This window comes from Empedobacter sp. UBA7252 (assembly GCF_002472765.1).
Taxonomy (GTDB): Bacteria; Bacteroidota; Bacteroidia; order Flavobacteriales; family Weeksellaceae; genus Empedobacter; species Empedobacter falsenii_B.
This window is the reverse complement of record NZ_DKSQ01000086.1, coordinates 21,263-37,607: the sequence shown is the minus strand read 5'-3', so window position 1 is coordinate 37,607 and position 16,345 is coordinate 21,263. Positions and strand designations below refer to the sequence as shown.

General features: G+C 30.6%; 14 protein-coding genes. 10 read left to right on the top strand and 4 right to left on the bottom strand.

The features are described 5' to 3' along the window. Positions 1-64 precede the first annotated feature (64 nt). Both B2X73_RS12290 and B2X73_RS12285 read left to right on the top strand, forming a co-directional pair. Positions 65-1,480 (top strand): DUF4932 domain-containing protein, encoded by a 1,416-nt coding sequence (locus B2X73_RS12290; RefSeq protein ID WP_291049241.1) that lies wholly within the window; start codon positions 65-67, stop codon positions 1,478-1,480. Between the two features lie 37 nt (positions 1,481-1,517). Continuing rightward, complete coding sequence (locus B2X73_RS12285; RefSeq protein WP_286495173.1) at positions 1,518-2,534, top strand: PTS transporter subunit IIC; 1,017 nt, start codon at positions 1,518-1,520, stop codon at positions 2,532-2,534. 57 nt (positions 2,535-2,591) lie between these two features. Here the strand turns inward: B2X73_RS12285 and B2X73_RS12280 are convergent, their stop codons facing one another. Together B2X73_RS12280 and B2X73_RS12275 are read right to left on the bottom strand one after the other, a co-directional pair. After that, a complete protein-coding gene (locus B2X73_RS12280; RefSeq protein WP_286495172.1) occupies positions 2,592-3,854 on the bottom strand; it encodes a DUF3472 domain-containing protein in 1,263 nt (420 codons plus the stop codon). A 21-nt stretch (positions 3,855-3,875) separates the two neighbouring features. Next, entirely contained in the window at positions 3,876-6,206 is a 2,331-nt protein-coding gene (locus tag B2X73_RS12275; protein ID WP_291071834.1) for a tetratricopeptide repeat protein, read from the bottom strand. A 349-nt stretch (positions 6,207-6,555) separates the two neighbouring features. On the opposite strand from B2X73_RS12275, the gene B2X73_RS12270 reads away from it, so the two are divergent. From B2X73_RS12270 to B2X73_RS12245, 6 genes are all read left to right on the top strand, one after another. Further along, positions 6,556-8,058 carry a GH3 family domain-containing protein gene (locus B2X73_RS12270; RefSeq protein WP_291096543.1) on the top strand — a complete coding sequence of 501 codons (1,503 nt, stop codon included), beginning with the start codon at positions 6,556-6,558 and terminating at the stop codon, positions 8,056-8,058. After that, the gene (locus B2X73_RS12265; RefSeq protein WP_376741545.1) at positions 8,055-8,630 is read left to right on the top strand and encodes an acyl-CoA thioesterase; all 576 of its coding nucleotides are present in this window, start codon (positions 8,055-8,057) and stop codon (positions 8,628-8,630) included. The genes B2X73_RS12270 and B2X73_RS12265 overlap by 4 nt, the downstream gene beginning before the upstream one ends. 237 nt (positions 8,631-8,867) lie before the next feature. Then, positions 8,868-9,074, top strand: coding sequence for a hypothetical protein (locus B2X73_RS12260; protein WP_125350324.1), 207 nt, complete (start codon positions 8,868-8,870; stop codon positions 9,072-9,074). Between the two features lie 58 nt (positions 9,075-9,132). Continuing rightward, the gene (locus B2X73_RS12255) at positions 9,133-9,684 is read left to right on the top strand and encodes a hypothetical protein (RefSeq protein ID WP_219035068.1); all 552 of its coding nucleotides are present in this window, start codon (positions 9,133-9,135) and stop codon (positions 9,682-9,684) included. Positions 9,685-9,740: 56 nt separating this feature from the next. After that, positions 9,741-10,568, top strand: coding sequence for a 5'-nucleotidase, lipoprotein e(P4) family (locus B2X73_RS12250; protein WP_125350322.1), 828 nt, complete (start codon positions 9,741-9,743; stop codon positions 10,566-10,568). A gap of 297 nt (positions 10,569-10,865) precedes the next feature. Further along, positions 10,866-12,305, top strand: coding sequence for an MFS transporter (locus B2X73_RS12245; protein WP_125350321.1), 1,440 nt, complete (start codon positions 10,866-10,868; stop codon positions 12,303-12,305). A gap of 297 nt (positions 12,306-12,602) precedes the next feature. Here B2X73_RS12245 and B2X73_RS12240 read toward each other — a convergent pair whose 3' ends face one another. Continuing rightward, positions 12,603-13,877, bottom strand: a complete 1,275-nt coding sequence (locus tag B2X73_RS12240) for a hemolysin family protein (RefSeq protein ID WP_125350320.1) — start codon at positions 13,875-13,877, stop codon at positions 12,603-12,605. Positions 13,878-13,946: 69 nt separating this feature from the next. On the opposite strand from B2X73_RS12240, the gene B2X73_RS12235 reads away from it, so the two are divergent. Both B2X73_RS12235 and B2X73_RS12230 read left to right on the top strand, forming a co-directional pair. After that, positions 13,947-14,693 carry a M15 family metallopeptidase gene (locus B2X73_RS12235; protein WP_280037621.1) on the top strand — a complete coding sequence of 249 codons (747 nt, stop codon included), beginning with the start codon at positions 13,947-13,949 and terminating at the stop codon, positions 14,691-14,693. 103 nt (positions 14,694-14,796) lie between these two features. Further along, positions 14,797-15,333, top strand: coding sequence for a hypothetical protein (locus B2X73_RS12230; RefSeq protein ID WP_219035070.1), 537 nt, complete (start codon positions 14,797-14,799; stop codon positions 15,331-15,333). Here B2X73_RS12230 and B2X73_RS12225 read toward each other — a convergent pair whose 3' ends face one another. After that, positions 15,334-15,948, bottom strand: coding sequence for an alpha-ketoglutarate-dependent dioxygenase AlkB family protein (locus B2X73_RS12225; RefSeq protein ID WP_219035071.1), 615 nt, complete (start codon positions 15,946-15,948; stop codon positions 15,334-15,336). Between the last annotated feature and the right edge of the window lie 397 nt (positions 15,949-16,345).

Below are 16,345 nucleotides of genomic sequence, written 5' to 3'. Positions count from 1 at the left end.
TAATACTTTAACAGCCTCATCTTTTGATGGGGTTGTTTTCTTTTAAAAATACTTATAAACTAATATGAAAAAAAATGTAATTGTAGCTTTATTCACCTTGTTAGCAATGCCAAGTTTTGCACAAAAAGTTTTACATACCAATGAAAAAATGCTTGAAATAAAAGTAAATGGTAAAATATCAAGCAAATCTTGGGCTATTAATTCTAAAATTAAGCCAGATGTTTTTATGGCAGAAGTTTCAAATGAAAAGAGTGAAGTGATTTATTCTGATGGAAAGAATAATCTTTCTTTTGATTTAAAAAAAGGTGAAACGATTGATTTTTTAATCATTCAGAATAAGAAAGATACCGCTTATCAACGTATTATTGGAATTGCACCTAACGTAAATTTTACAAAAGATTATATCAATAAATATAAAGGAAAAACTGAAGTTGCGATTCCGGAAGTGAGTGAATTGGTCAATATTTTAATGGCTTTGCATCCCGATGCTGAGAAAGAAATTAATATGTTTGACACCAAAACAGAATATTATAAACAAGTAAAAGAGTACTTTAAGCCTTATTTGAATCATCCTGCGATAGATACGATTAAAAAATATATTACAGATTTACAGTATATTGAGGATTACAAAGGAAATATGTTTTCTAATACAAGTTATCGCTATTATTATGCCTTGAAAATGAATGCTTGTGCATATAATTTTGATAAAAACGGAGAGATTAAAAATAATGGAAACATAGGTCAAATGGCAAAAGGCTGGTATACGTTTGATCCGATGAAAGATGCAAAAGTGTTCCAAGATTTTGCAAAAGTGAGTAATTTTAGAGTATTCTATAAGAACAACCAACCGTATTATACAGAACTTTTGCAAAGGTATAATCAATTAAATCCAATTCAGAAAATGCAAAATTGGTTGGATAAAAAGTTCGGATTTGGTTATGGTTCATACGCAGTATATTTTTCGCCGTTAATTTATGGAGCGCATTCTACATCGCGTTTTGAGGATAACGGATTTACACAAACTATTATGTTCATTGCTCGTGCAGATTTTGATTCAAAATTGACTCCTACGCAAAATGAATTGTTAGAATCACGTGTTGTATTTACTGAAATCGATCATAATTATGTAAATCCTGTTTCTGATAAATATGTGAAACAAATCAATGAAGCATTGTCAAATCGTAAAAAGTGGGCGAAACCTACAATAACTGATATGTATGAATCACCTTACAAGGTTTTTAACGAATACATGACTTTTGCTGTTTATATATTATATGTTCATGATAATTATAGCAAAACAGATTTGGATAAATATTTGCCAGAATTGAATGGAATGATGAGTAATATGAGAGGTTTTGCGAAATTTACAGATTTTAATCAAGTAATGCTTGCAAAGTACAAAGAAAATCCATCAATTAATATGACTGATTTATATGAATATATGCTTGATTGGTGTAAAAAAGAGAATGAAATAGATTAGTTTTTTATACAAATAATAGATTTTTTTAATTTCAAACATGAAAAATTTCCTACTCAAAAAAGATATACAAATTTCTGCAAAACGATATTTTATCGATGCAATGGGCGCAATGGCTTATGGTTTATTTGCGACTTTATTGGTTGGTACAATTTTGAAAACTATTGGTGAAGAGTTAGATATTTCTTTTTTAACTGATATTGTTTGGCCAGTTGCGAATCAAGCGACAGGACCTGCGATAGCATTGGCTATTGCTTATAGTTTACGAGCACCTCAATTGGTGTTATTTTCGTCAGCAGTTATAGGAATTGCAGCATATCAATTAGGTGGACCTTTAGGTGTTTTTATAGCGACAATTGTAGCGGTTGAAGTGGGAAAAATGGTAGCAGGCGAAACACGTATAGATATTGTAATTACACCGATTATTACTGTTTTGGTTGGAGTAATCTTAGCACAAATCATTGGTCCTTCTGTTCAACAAATGATGAAATGGATTGGTGAAATAATTATATTATCAACCGATTCTAATCCTTTGATAATGGGAGTTGTAATTGCTGTAATTGTCGGTATGGTTTTGACTTTACCAATTTCATCAGCTGCTTTGTGTCTAATGTTAGAATTAGACGGTTCAGCAGCTGGAGCTGCAACAATAGGTTGTTGTGCACAAATGATTGGATTTGCTACAATCAGTTTTAAGGATAATGGTTTGAAAGGTGTTTTAGCACAAGGATTAGGGACAAGTATGTTACAGGTTCCGAACATTTATAAAAATTGGAAAATTTGGATTCCACCAACTTTAGCTTCAGTGATTATAGGTCCAATTGGAATTATTTATTTCAATATGGAAAATACAGCTCTAGAATCGGGGATGGGTTCTTGTGGTTTGGTTGGACAAATAGGAACTTTCAATGCCATGAAATCTAAATATGATACTTCATATATTTTAACTTCAATATTAATTTTGCAAATCATTGCTCCAGCAATTATTTCATATTTAATTTACATTTTCATGAAAAAGAAAAACTGGATAAAAGATGGTGATATGAAGTTGGGGTAAATAAAAAATCGGTTGGATAATTCCAACCGATTTTTTATTTAGTTTATACAATATTGATTATTGTAATTTCGAAAAATCAATTTGTGGTGCAGTTTGTTTGTTATCAAACTTGAAAGCTGTTCCAGGTTGTTCAATTTCATTAAAAAAGCCTCCCATCTTCAAGAAATATCCAGTAGATGTTGTTCCTCCAGTTGCATCAATACGTTGATTTGCTTTATAAGTTGCATCAACAGTTAATTTTGCTCCATTTACTTTTTTCCATTCTCCATCATAAACCCATTGATTGTTGAAGTTTACTTTTCTAGTTAAGTAACCTTGTGTTGGCATAAAATTTTCTAGGAAAGAGTGAAATCTTTTTAGGTATGTATTTGTTTTAGGGCGTTTAAAGCTTGCGATGATTTGCCAATTATTCGTTTCTGGCATAAAAAACCAAGCTGTATAAGTTGTCGAATTATCACCATTTGGAACACCTTTCAATAAGAATTTATACGTTGTATCGGCTTTCCAATTGTATTTCATATAACTTTGTCCACCAGAACCTTCGTTACCGAATTCTCCTGTTTTCACATTGTCTCCTTTCTTTAACAAAACGATTTTTTCATCATCAGGAATACTTTTTGGGTCATCAGTTACGAAAGGACTCCAAACTGAAAACAAAATACGTCTTTCCGTTTCTGAATTAGCTTGAATTCCGAAATATCCTTCTCCAAAACCGTTTGCCATATAATAAGAACCAATTATATCAGCGTCTTTTGGTACAACGATTTCATTGTAGTAATATGAAACATTTTTATCAGAAGGAATTTCATAGGCTAAATGGCAAGAAGGTCCACGTCTCGCCCAATAATAGTACTGCGGATCGTTGCTATAAATAATTCCGTTGTCTACAGCAGTTCCACTAACTATAAAATCTGTAATAGCAATTTCGCCTTTCAATCCGCTTAAATCAACAGAAACATAACCCGGTTTTGAAATAGCGAATGTACCTACAGAAATAGTTTTATCAGTAGATTTCCAATTGTATTTTTTTGTTTTTTTATTGAAACCAACATTTAATTGAGCGTCATTTTTAGCTTCACCCTTTAATTGAATATTAACATTTCCAGTTCCTAAAACTTTGAAATACGTTTTTGTTACATTTTTAGTTTGTGGAGAAATTAAAGCATCCACTTTTGTAACTGTAGATGATGATCCTTCTTTATGACCGACTTCAAAAGCATTTCCAACCAAAGGAATGTCATAAGTTTTTGTTTGTTGAGCGATTACATTTCCTCCAACCAAAACGGAAAGAGAGAATAAGATGTAATGAATTGTTTTCATGGTGTTAATTTAATTTATATTTTAATAATTCGTATCCCCTCCTTCAAGACCAACTGTATTTGATTCTTTTACAGTTTTTTTAATAACATTTTTATCATCATTGTTATTTTTCGGTTGATTTATTTCTTTTTCGATGATTTGTGTAGGTGATCTATCTACAGTATTAATTTGTGGCTGGTTTTCTTCAATTTTTTGATTTTCAGTAGTTTTTTTCTTAGTATTACGCAATTTATCCAACAAACGTTTTGCTTGCTTAGCTTCTTCAGTTCCGTCATAAGCAGTAATTACAATTTCTAAAGCTTGTTCAAAATCGCTATCTTTTCCCGTTTGTTTGATTACATAAGCATTTAATAAAGCAAATTTAGCAATGATAATTTCAGTAGGAAATTTTACAATTGCTTCTTGTACTTTTTTCTTTACGTCATCATATTTTTTATCTTGATACAACGTGTATGCAACTTTGTAGGCTTCTAAAGCTTCTTTTGTTTCAGCAGTGATGTATTCAACTTCTGGATTAAGAATATAACCTGCATAAATCGTATTTGGATATTTTGTTAGAATGATATTTTTGTATTCATCTTCTAATTTTTGATCACGATTTTTATAAATACGATACAATTGATAAGTCGCTTTTAATAACACATCTTCCGATTTTGGAGGCGAAGCAACCAAGGCTTTCAACTCTTTTCCAGCTAATTCTGAGTTATTGAAAATATCAAAATATCCAGTACCTAAAGACAATTGCGTTGTATCTCTCACAACTTTCAACTCATTCAATGCTTTTTGAGAAGTTGGAATTTGATCTAAATAATAATCAAGTTCAAAACGTCTTGGATCGCCAGCAGCAATTTGCCCTGTCAATTCATTCTGTTTATCCTCAATTGCAGTACTTATCGCATTCGAATTTCTCCAATTATCTTTTAAGGAAATTCCTCCCCAAATACGTTGGAATTCTTGCTGTCCAGTCGATTTTAAATTTTGATTATAGAAATAGAATTTTCCTTTATCAGCATTATTAAAACTCGTCGTAAAACTTGCTGTTTTATTCTCTAACTGAAAAGTTTCCATTTCTTTTTGCTCTTCTATAGCTTGCTTTTCTTCTTTTTTCTTTAATTTTTCAATATAATCTGTGAAGAATTTTGATTGATCTTCTTTTGGAAGTGCTGCAAGTTTTAGAATTGAATCATTTTTCTGAACTAAATAATGTTTTTCCATCAATTTTTTCAAAACATCATTTCGTTTCTGAATACGCGTTTGATCTTCTGGCAAATTATAACTTGTTTGTGCCGAATCATAATAAGCCGATGCGTAAACATAATCGTTTTGCTTGAACTTTATATCACCATAATTTTCGAAAGCGCGCCCACGAATATAAGGATCAGACATTGGTTCCTTCAAACTCAATTTTGCATATTCTACAGCATCATCCATTTTGTCAGCTCGAAAAGCCATTTCAGAAATTCCGTAATATAACTCGTTTTTCTTCGATGCATAAATTCCTTTATTCGAGATGTCCAACAAGTTTTGCTTGTAATTTCCGTAATTATTAATTTTTGGATCAAAATTAGCTGCAATCGCCAACTGCGATTTGATTTCCATATCAAATCCAGGCTTCATTTTATAAACTTGCGTGAAAGCTTCACCAGCCTCTTGTTGTTTTCCTAATTTAGAAAAAACTTGTCCTAACGTATAAAATATTCGAACTCGTTCATCTTTATTTGTAGAAAAATATTCGGCTTTTTGCAATGGATCAAGTGCTTCTTCGTACTTTTTTTGATCAATTAAAAATTGAGCATAGGTACGCGCAATCATTGTTTTTAATTCTTTACTTTTATACGGATCGTTTTCGTAAAGTTTTTGCAAAGTTTCAGCTCCATCAAAGTAATTTCCTCCTTTTATTTCGGAAACAGTTTTGTAAACATGCGCTTCTTGAGCGTATTTAGAATCTTTGAAATTTTTGACAACATAGTTTAAAGCATCAAGCGCTTCAAAGTATTTTTTTTGATAAAATAATGATTTTCCAATCAATAAATAAGCGCGACCCATCAAAGGATTATTTTCTTTTCCTTTAATTAACATCGAATGTTTTTCGATTGCTTTCGAAGCTTTTGCCTCTACAGCAGCAAATCCAACAGGTTTTTCTACTTTATCTTGATTATTTCGATTTCCACTTCCAATACCAAAATTGGGCGTATTAAATTCACCTAAATTAGCAGAGTCCGAAACAGAAAAATATTCTATTCCAATAGGTAAAATTTTCGAGTAATTTTCTACATAATTTGTTTGTAGTTCTGTGTTCTTTTTTTCTAACTCATCCTCAGCATTGAATACTCCATTAAACCACGATGTCATCTTGTGATATTGTCGGTTTTTGAAACTATTTTTTTGCGTAGAACAGCCGATTAAAAAACTTGCGGCGAAGATACTCAGTACAATCTTTTTCATGATAGCGAATAAAAACAAATCTACAATAAAACGTTCGATTAGAAAAAATCTTGTATCCCTCGAAAAAATAAGATAATTTTATGTGGAATAGAAATAATAGAGAAGCGACTTTTTACGGGATGATTATAAAATGATAGCTAACGTTTTAGCTTTAATGTAATTAGTGATTTGACTAAGAAAAATCATTGCAATTGTTGTTAAATTATTTAGAATATTCGTTTAAATTCGACCAATAATAATGTTTTAAAGGAACAGCATGAAAGCTTTTTTAGCGAAAATTTTTGCAAAATACATTGTCAATAAAGAACAAAAGTGGATAAATAATCCGCTGGAAACACAAGACAAAATTCTAAATGAATTGATTGTTGCTGCAAAAAATACAAAGTTTGGAGTTGATCATCATTTTGAATCAATCAAAAATTATGAAGATTTCAAATCGCAAGTTCCAATCAACGATTACGAAGGGTTGAAACATTATTTTGATGAGGTAATTGAAGGGAAACCTAATATTCTATGGCCTGGAAAACCTCTTTATTTAGCTAAAACTTCTGGAACTACTTCTGGTGCAAAATATATTCCGCTTACAAAAGAATCCGTTCCTTCGCATATAAATTCTGCTCGAAATGCTTTATTGTTTTATATTAATGAAACAAAGAACTCTAATTTTGTTGACGGAAAAATGATTTTCTTGCAAGGAAGTCCAATTCTCGAAGATAAAAATGGTTTGAAAGTTGGTCGACTTTCTGGAATTAGTGCGCATTTTGTTCCAAATTATTTGCAAAAAAATCGTTTGCCGTCTTATGAAACAAATGTGATTGAAGATTGGGAAACGAAAGTGGATAGAGTAGTGGATGAAACGGTGAAAGCTGATATGACGCTGATTTCTGGGATTCCGCCTTGGTTGATTATGTATTTTGAACGATTGATTAAAGTTTCTGGAAAAGAAAACGTTCAGTCGATTTTTAAGAATTTACAATTAATGGTAACAGGAGGTGTAAATTATGAACCTTATCGTGATAAAGTGAATCAACTAATTGGTCGAAAAATAGATTGTATTCAGACTTATCCTGCTTCAGAAGGGTTTATTGCGTATCAAGATTCTCAAAAAAATGATGATTTATTGCTTTTATTGAATAATGGAATTTTTTATGAATTTGTTCCAGTTGAAGAGTTTTTTGATGAAAATCCAACCCGAATTTCATTGAAAGATGTTGAAGTAGGAAAAGATTATGTTCTAATTCTCAATACAAACGCAGGTTTGTGGGGATATAATATTGGTGACACAGCTCGTTTTACCTCGATAAAACCTTATAGAATTGTTGTTTCTGGTCGAATTAAACATTATACATCTGCTTTTGGTGAGCATGTAATTGGTCACGAAGTGGAACAGGCGTTGCAAAAAACTTTAGAAAAATATCCAGCGAGTGTAAATGAGTTTACAGTTGCGCCTCAAGTCAATCCAGCAGAAGGTTTGCCTTATCACGAATGGTTAATAGAATTTGATCAAAAACCACAAGATATAACTATTTTTAATCAAGAATTAGATACACAAATGCGTCGCCAAAATACGTATTACGATGATTTAATTACGGGAAATATCTTGCGTCCGCTTGTCGTTTCTGAGGTTAAAACAGAAGGTTTTCAGCATTATATGAAATCGATAGGGAAATTAGGTGGACAAAATAAAGTTCCTCGTTTGTCTAATAATCGCGAAATTGCAGATGAATTTTACAGTCTAAACTTAATTACTACAAATTGAACACACACACAACAATAGATAAAATGATTTACAAAACGGTAAAAAGTTCATTGGTAACTTTTTCGCAATTAATGCTTCCATCACATTCCAATTTTAGTGGAAAAATACACGGTGGATTCATTCTTTCTCTACTCGATCAAATTGCATTCGCATGTGCTTCCAAATATTCTGGAAAATACTGTGTTACGGCGTCTGTGGATAGAGTAGATTTCTTAACGCCAGTAGAAGTAGGAGAATTATTAACGCTAAAAGCATCGGTAAACTATGTCGGAAGAACGTCAATCGTCGTAGGAATTCGAGTAGAAAGTCAAAATATCCAAACAAGTGAAATTAAACATTGTAATTCGTCTTATTTTACGATGATATGCAAAGAAGAAAATGGTGAAAAAGCAGAAGCTCCAAAATTAATTTTGAAGAATCTGAACGAAGTTCGACGCTTTTATAAAGCTTTGCATCGAATTGAAGAACATACAAAAGCAAAAGAACAAATAAAAGATCCGATTGATTATAAATCGCAAGATTTAATTGATCATTTATTGGATAATCATTTCGTGAAAATAGAACTAGATTAAAGTTTTTACATCATTAATAAATAACTCAATTCTGAAAATGAATTGAGTTATTTTGTTTATAGGGTTTTGATAAATAGTTTATATTTTATCTCCTAATTGTTATGCTCCAAAAAATTGATTATTTAATTTGAGTGGCATTACTAAATTGCAAATTATTTAATTTTAAGAAAATTAGGCATTGTATTTGTTTTATCGATTCTTAATATCAAAACCAAACTTTTTATTTAATTCATTATTATGAAAACTCTCTTCAAATTTTTATTACTATTCATTGCAAGTACAACTATTTCATTTGCTCAATCTTCTGGTTTAAATAGTCAATTAATACAAACAAATTTTACTGAAAATAGCTCTAAATCTTCAAATCCTATTAGTTTTGCTGTAGCAGGAAGTGTATTTGTTTTAGCTTTTTGTGCTTTTCGTTTCAGAAAAAAAATTGTCTAAAACGAAACAAATCATTTTTTCGAAATCAGAAAAACGATTTAATTTCTAAATTTGTAAAATGAAATATTTATTCATTTTACTTGTATTGTTAGTGCTGTTTGTTATTTACAAAAAATTAAAAACAGTTCCAATTGAAAAACCACTTCCGAAAGAAGAAGAACCAAAAATATCGTTTTTAAAAATTGAAAAAAATGATGATTTGATTGATGATTCTAATCAACAAATTTCAGAATTTCAAGTAAAAATAGATTCGGTAACAAAGAAAAAAAATACATTAGAATTCTTAATTTCTATTCAAAATAATACCGAAAAAACAGTTCGTATAAATATCGTTGAAGCTGATTTTTATTCAAATTTTTCTCAAAAAAAAATCAAAGCTGATGTTACATTTTATGGAGAATTGGCAATGGGGACAAATGATATTTTATTGAAAAATACCATTTTACCTGATTCTCACGTTATCCGAAATATTTATTTTTTCGAAACAGATTTAATTCATTTTAATCAAAACGATTATCTGGAAATTGATATAGAAATTAATGGAGAACATCATCAGTTCAAAAACTATTTTCATCAAACAACTTTCGAATCGATTAAATACATTCAGTAATCTGATTTTTTGATTTGAATTGTAAGGCTTAATTTTGCATTTCAGAATTTAGAGATATGAAACATATACAATTGATGCTTGGAAGCTTGATGCTTTTTGGATTAACAGCTTGTCAAACACCAAAAATAGTTACTGAACAACAACCAGTTCAGCAAAAAAGTTTGCAAGTTGATGGTAAAATTTATGCTGCATTTTTTCAACAACGTGCTGCTGAATATCAAGCCTTAAGCCAGCAAGCTTATAATGTTGCTAAAATGAGATTGGATGAAGCAATTGCGACAAAAGGCGCAAAACCTTTAGCGATTGTAACGGATATTGACGAAACTTTTTTGGATAATTCGTACTATGCAGTAGAAATGGCGCGTCAAGGAAAAACGTGGTCGCAAGAAACTTGGGCAAATTGGACGTCGAAAGGAATTGCAACTCCTTTGGCTGGTTCTCAAGAGTTTTTTCAGTATGCAGCGAGTAAAGGTGTTCAGATTTTTTACGTTACAAATCGATACGAAGTAGAGCGTCCTGGAACTTTGGCAAATTTAGAAAAATACAATTATCCAATTCAAAGTGCTCAGAATTTGATTTTGAGAAGTAAAGAAAGTAGCAAAGAAGCACGTCGTCAAAATATTTCGAAAGATTATGACATTGTTTTATTGTTAGGAGATAGTTTAACAGATTTTTCTTCTTTATTTGATAATCATAAATCTGAAAAAGAAAGAGCGGCAGCTGTAGAAACTTTAAAATCTGAATTTGGAAAACGATTTATTGTATTGCCGAATGTTGGATATGGAGATTGGGAATCTGCAATATTTGATTACAAATATGACTTGACGCAAGAGCAAAGAGATTCGATTATATACGAAGCTGCGAGAGAAACTCCTGTGAAATAAAGAATAAATACACAATGAAAACTGTCTTAATCGGACAGTTTTTTTTTGATTTATAAAAAAGTGAGAAATTAAATTTTAAATACATTTAACATGTTTTTGTTAAAAATAATCTATTAATTATTATTTGATCTGTAAAAAAATAATATTTATTTATTGAATATATAGTTTTTTTCTTTGTGCTGTATAATATTTAAGCATTCACCTATTTGTAAATTAAACTATAAATAACCTATATTTATAAGCTGGTTGTTTAGGCAATCATCAACCAATATTTAAAAAAAAATTATATCAAAACACATGAGTCAATCACAAAAAACTAATTGGGGTCAATTTATCCCACTGGTTACAGTATTCTTCTTTTGGGGATTCGTAGCGGCAAGTAATGAAATTTTAATTCCAGTTTTTAAAAAATCATTTGATTTATCCCAAGCCGAAAGTCAATTAGTCGCAGTAGCTTATTATATAGCTTATACGGTTGGAGCTTTAATTTATATGGGCGTTTCATTATTAGCTAAACAAGATTTAATCAATAAATTTGGGTATAAGAATTCATTATCTTTTGGACTTCTTTTATCAGCTATTGGAACGCTTTTTTTTATTCCAGCAGCCAATACAGGATCATTTCCTTTAATGTTAACAGGTTTGTTTACTGTAGGTCTAGGTTTTTCGTTGCAACAAACTGTTGCTAATCCGCTTGCAATTGCTTTAGGAGATGCAAGTACTGGATCTCAACGTTTAACATTAGCTGGAGGTATTAATAACTTAGGAACTACAATTGGACCTTTAATTGTTGCTTATGCAATTTTTGGTGCAGGAGGAGAAGGAGAAACAACTTTGAGTATAGAAGCAGTTAAAATTCCATATTTGTGTTTGGGTGTTGCTTTTTTAGCTGTTGCTATTTTCTTGAAATTTTCGTCTTTACCAAATCATCCAGAACAAGAAGAGGATAGTGCGATTGCAACTTCAAAAAATGATAAATCATCAGCCTTAAAATATCCTCAATTATTATTAGGAATGCTTGCGATCTTCTTATATGTAGGTGTAGAAGTTTCTACTGTAAGTAATTTACCAGCATATATGCACAATGAATTAGGGTTCGATATACAAGGAGTAACACCATATGTTTCGTTATATTGGGCAAGTATGATGATTGGTCGTTGGGGTGGTGCAGCAGAAGCATTTGGTTTAGATAAGACAAAAACATTGGCTCTTAAATTTATAGCACCTTATTTAGCTTTTGGGATTTTCTTATTAGTTAATTACATTGCAGGGCATGATTTGAAACCATTTTATCTATATAGTGTAATTATTTTAATAATGATTTTAGCTTCTTTATGGACAAATGGAAACCCTGCTAAAATGTTATTAACTTTCTCAATTATTGGAATTGTAGCATTATTAATCGGAATGAATACAACTGGTTTAGTCTCTATTTATTCTATTACAAGTGTTGGTTTGTTCTGTAGTACATTATGGCCTTGTATTTTTGCATTAGCAATTAATGGTTTAGGAAAAAACACTTCGCAAGGAAGTAACTTCTTAATTATGATGATTATGGGAGGAGGATTAGTAAGTATATTCCAAGGGTATATTGCAGATTTATCAACTGTTCATTCTAGTTATATTGTTTGTATTTTATGTTTTGTGTATCTTGTATTTTATGCAATTGCAACGCCTAAAATTCTTAAAAAACAAGGAATAAATCTTGGTGAAGTTAAATCTGAAGGAGGACATTAGGAAGATTTAATATTTAGTAATTTAATAAAAGGCTGTTTTATAATTTATTATAAAACAGCCTTTTCAGTTATTGAATTAATATAATAGGTGAAGGGACAAGAGAAACAACAAATTACAACATTTTGACAAGGTTCTAGAAAATATTCTAATTAGAATAATTCAAATACCACTACCCAGACAGCATCGCTATAAATCTATTTACTGGTCTAGGGATTAGTGCTAATGGAGAAAATTATATTACTGCTCAAAAAATAAATTAGTGAGTTAATAAAAAACTCAACCATTTGGTTGAGTTTTTTATTTCTTACGATATGCCAATATTTTATCAATACGATTACCGTCTTTGTCTACAATTTCTAGTGTCAAATCTTCTACTTCTACCTTATCACCAACATTTGGAATGGTTTCGTATTTATCTAAGAAAATTCCAGCAACGGTAACATATCTATTTTCGATGTCTTCGTCGATATCAATCTCAAAAAACTTCTCGAATTCATAGATCGAAAATTGCCCATCGATCAACCATGTACCATCTTCACGTTCTACGATTTCGTAATCTTCGTCTTGGTTCTCTGGTGTATCACCAACCAATTCGTCCAAAATATCGTTTATTGTTACAATTCCAGCCGTCGTACCATATTCGTCTAAAATAATGGCAAAATGTGCTTGTGAATTCTGTAACATTTCCAACAAAGGATAACTAAACGAATTTTCATTGACAAAAATAGGTTTGTGTATAAATTTTTTCAGGCTAAAATCTTCCTTACTTACACCAAACATATCTTTTAGTTTCAAGATACCAACGATTTCGTCCAGATTATTGTTCTTCGTAACAGGGTAGGCTGAATATTTATTTTTCTTAACTTTTGCACGTGCTTTCTCATAATCATCTGAAATATCTAATGAAGCAATTTCCGAACGATGCGTTGCTAACGTGTTCACACGACGATCTCCAAGCTCGAAAACACGTTCTAAGATTTCGTGTTCTTTTTCCTGAATTTCACCACCTTCTGTACTTTCTTTGATGATATTTTTAATTTCTTCTTCCGAAACAACTTCGCTGCTATCGTCTTTAATACCAAACAATTTTAAGAAAAAATTATTGGTAACTGTTAACAACCAAACGAATGGAGAAGTGATGATAGATAACCATTTCATCGGTTTCGAAACAATAGTAGAAACCATTTCAGGAAATTTCATTCCCAAACGTTTTGGTAATAATTCGCCAAATACAATCGAAAAATAAGTGATGATTACTACCATAATAATTGGAGAAAGTGTTTTGGCGTAAGGTGCAATGAAAGAAATAGATGTTAAAAATTCTGTTAAATTTGCAGTTAGTTTATCACCCGAGAAAACCCCTAATAAGATACCAATAAGGGTAATTCCGATTTGTACGGTTGATAAAAATTTGTTCGGATTCTCAGCAAGTTCTAAAGCCGTTTTAGCACCAGAACTTCCTTTCTTCATTTGATTTTCTAATTTGAATTTTCTTGACGAAACAAGTGCCATTTCTGACATGGAAAAAATTCCGTTCAATAAAATCAATACGATTATTATAACAATCTCCACTTTTATTCTTTAATTTTGATAAAAATAAACCAAAATCTAATACTTACCATAATGTCTCAATTTAATATTATGAAATTTTCTTATTTAATTTTACTTGCTTTTATGCTAAATGCTGGTTGTGCTTTCGGTAACAGCGATCAAACTCCAGAAGAAACAGATACTATTTTACCTACTTTTACAACGGCTGAATTGATTGGTAAAGGCAACCCTACGATGGTTGGAAATGGGTATAAATTGTTGCCAGAAGTTGCAAAACAATTTGAATTAATGAAAGCTGATGCACAAAAAGCAGGTTTTAAAATACAAGTGATTTCGAGCTATAGAAATTATACGTATCAAAACGGAATTTGGGAGCGCAAGTATAAAGCAAATCAAGCGAAGAAAATTGCAGCGAAAGAAAACATCGAAAAGATTATTGAATATTCTACCATTCCAGGAACTTCTCGTCACCATTGGGGAACTGATTTGGATATTATAGACGGAACGCGCGGAATACCAGCAGATCCGTTGAATGAGAAACATTTTAACGAAGGAGGATCAATGCATAAATTTAAACTTTGGTTAGATGAAAATGCATCTAAATATGGTTTTTATTTGGTGTACACGGATAATTCAGCGAGAAAAGGATTCAAATATGAACCGTGGCATTTTACGTATAAAGCGATTTCTGAACCGATGTTACAAGCTTATAAAAAGCTTGATATTAAAAAGGTTTTACAAGAAAATAAATTGTTAGGAAGCGAAAATTTTACAGATGATTTTATCGAAAAATATCGAAAAGAAAATATTTTGGATATAAATCCTGTTATTAAATAGTTAAAGCTCCTTTTTGGAGCTTTTTTTGTGGTATCTTTAAATAAAATTTAAGAGATTATACTTTCTGATGAGATTAACATTTTTCATATCGTTATTTTTGAGCATGAGTTTACTAACTTTTGCCAAACAATCGATTGTGAAAGATTTGGATGGCGATGGAAAGTTTGACAAGGTTTCAATTAATTTTGAAACGAATAAAATAGAGTTTTTACTTTCTGATACTGAATATAAAAAGCAGAGTAGTTTAGCTTTTAATGAATTGGATCGTAATACGAAGATTGAGGAAACAAAGAAAGGTTTCAAGATTATCAATAAAATAGGAGATGTTTTGTTTACATCTTATTTTCGATACAATCGTCAGACAAAAAAGATTGAATTATCTGCCATAAAACGTTCAATAGTTTCGGATGATTATTCGAAAGAAAATGGCGAATCAACTTTTATTACAGCTACAAAAGAGTTTATTGCGAAATGGAATAGTTTGGATAAATCATCAAATAAAGTGATTGCTTTACCAACGCTAAAAACTAAAATTGATTTGGATGTTATTTCTTTGAATGATTTTAATGATGCATTTCTGAATAAATTTAATCAACAAAGTTTGACTTTTTATAAAGCTGAAATCTCCAAGCAAAAATAATTATTGCTCCAAATCTATTGTTCTGAATGTTAGATTAATTCGTGGCGAATTTACTTTTTTAGTAGGAGGTAAGCGATGCAGCCAATAATCTTGTGTTTCATTTTTCATAACTAATAAACTACCACTTGCAAGATTTAAAGCAATTACTTCTTTAGTTTCTTTATGTTTAAAACCAAATTTACGTTCAGCGCCGAAACTTAGCGAGGCAATTGCGCCATGACGTTTCAATTGTTTTTCACCATCACTATGCCAAGCCATCCCTTCGGAACCATCGTGATATAAATTTACCAAACAAGAATTATAAGTTTCGCCAGTTTTTTCCTCAGCTAATTTTTTTAATTCAAGTAAAGTATCAGTCCAAGGCAAAGCTGTTTTCATGATTTTGGAATAGGTATAAGCAAATGGAAAATCTCCATACCAAGCAATTTTTCGTTTAGTTTCTATCAATTTTCCAAATATTATTGCTTGATCGTTTTTCCATTCAATTTCATTTAATAATATAGAATAATAATGATGCGCTTTTTCATCGGTCATAATTTGTCCAAAATAATTTACAGTTCCATCTTTTGGAAGTAGATTTTGTTGTCCGTCAAATAAATCGTTAAAAAGATCCATTTATAGTTTTATATGATCAAAAATAAGGAATTTAGATTTAATTCAGTTAATGTAATGTGCAGATAAATAAAGTTTTACTAACGTTTGTTATTTAAAATTTAATATTGAATAAGTCAAAAAAAAATTGGATTATATAATTTTTTATTTATTTTTATTTAACCAAAATTTAACACAATATGAATAAATTGATTTTTAAGAACACAATTAAGTTCTTCCTTGTAAGTAGTATTTTACTTCTTGTTTCTGTCTTTTTAAAAATGTTAAATGTAGATCATGCGGATTTTATCTTGAACATCAGTTTCTCGGTTACAATTATTTCGCTTATCGCTGTAATGATGAGTTATAAGACTATAAGGGGGAAAAACAATTTTTCTATGGATTAATTTTTACGTATTAA

Bases quoted from the DNA above. Each gene is read 5' to 3' on its own strand.
- B2X73_RS12290 (WP_291049241.1), top strand. From the start codon at position 65: ATGAAAAAAAATGTAATTGTAGCTTTATTCACCTTGTTAGCAATGCCA.
- B2X73_RS12285 (WP_286495173.1), top strand. From the start codon at position 1,518: ATGAAAAATTTCCTACTCAAAAAAGATATACAAATTTCTGCAAAACGA.
- B2X73_RS12280 (WP_286495172.1), bottom strand. From the start codon at position 3,854: ATGAAAACAATTCATTACATCTTATTCTCTCTTTCCGTTTTGGTTGGA.
- B2X73_RS12275 (WP_291071834.1), bottom strand. From the start codon at position 6,206: ATGACATCGTGGTTTAATGGAGTATTCAATGCTGAGGATGAGTTAGAA.
- B2X73_RS12270 (WP_291096543.1), top strand. From the start codon at position 6,556: ATGAAAGCTTTTTTAGCGAAAATTTTTGCAAAATACATTGTCAATAAA.
- B2X73_RS12260 (WP_125350324.1), top strand. From the start codon at position 8,868: ATGAAAACTCTCTTCAAATTTTTATTACTATTCATTGCAAGTACAACT.
- B2X73_RS12255 (WP_219035068.1), top strand. From the start codon at position 9,133: ATGAAATATTTATTCATTTTACTTGTATTGTTAGTGCTGTTTGTTATT.
- B2X73_RS12250 (WP_125350322.1), top strand. From the start codon at position 9,741: ATGAAACATATACAATTGATGCTTGGAAGCTTGATGCTTTTTGGATTA.
- B2X73_RS12245 (WP_125350321.1), top strand. From the start codon at position 10,866: ATGAGTCAATCACAAAAAACTAATTGGGGTCAATTTATCCCACTGGTT.
- B2X73_RS12235 (WP_280037621.1), top strand. From the start codon at position 13,947: ATGAAATTTTCTTATTTAATTTTACTTGCTTTTATGCTAAATGCTGGT.
- B2X73_RS12230 (WP_219035070.1), top strand. From the start codon at position 14,797: ATGAGTTTACTAACTTTTGCCAAACAATCGATTGTGAAAGATTTGGAT.
- B2X73_RS12225 (WP_219035071.1), bottom strand. From the start codon at position 15,948: ATGGATCTTTTTAACGATTTATTTGACGGACAACAAAATCTACTTCCA.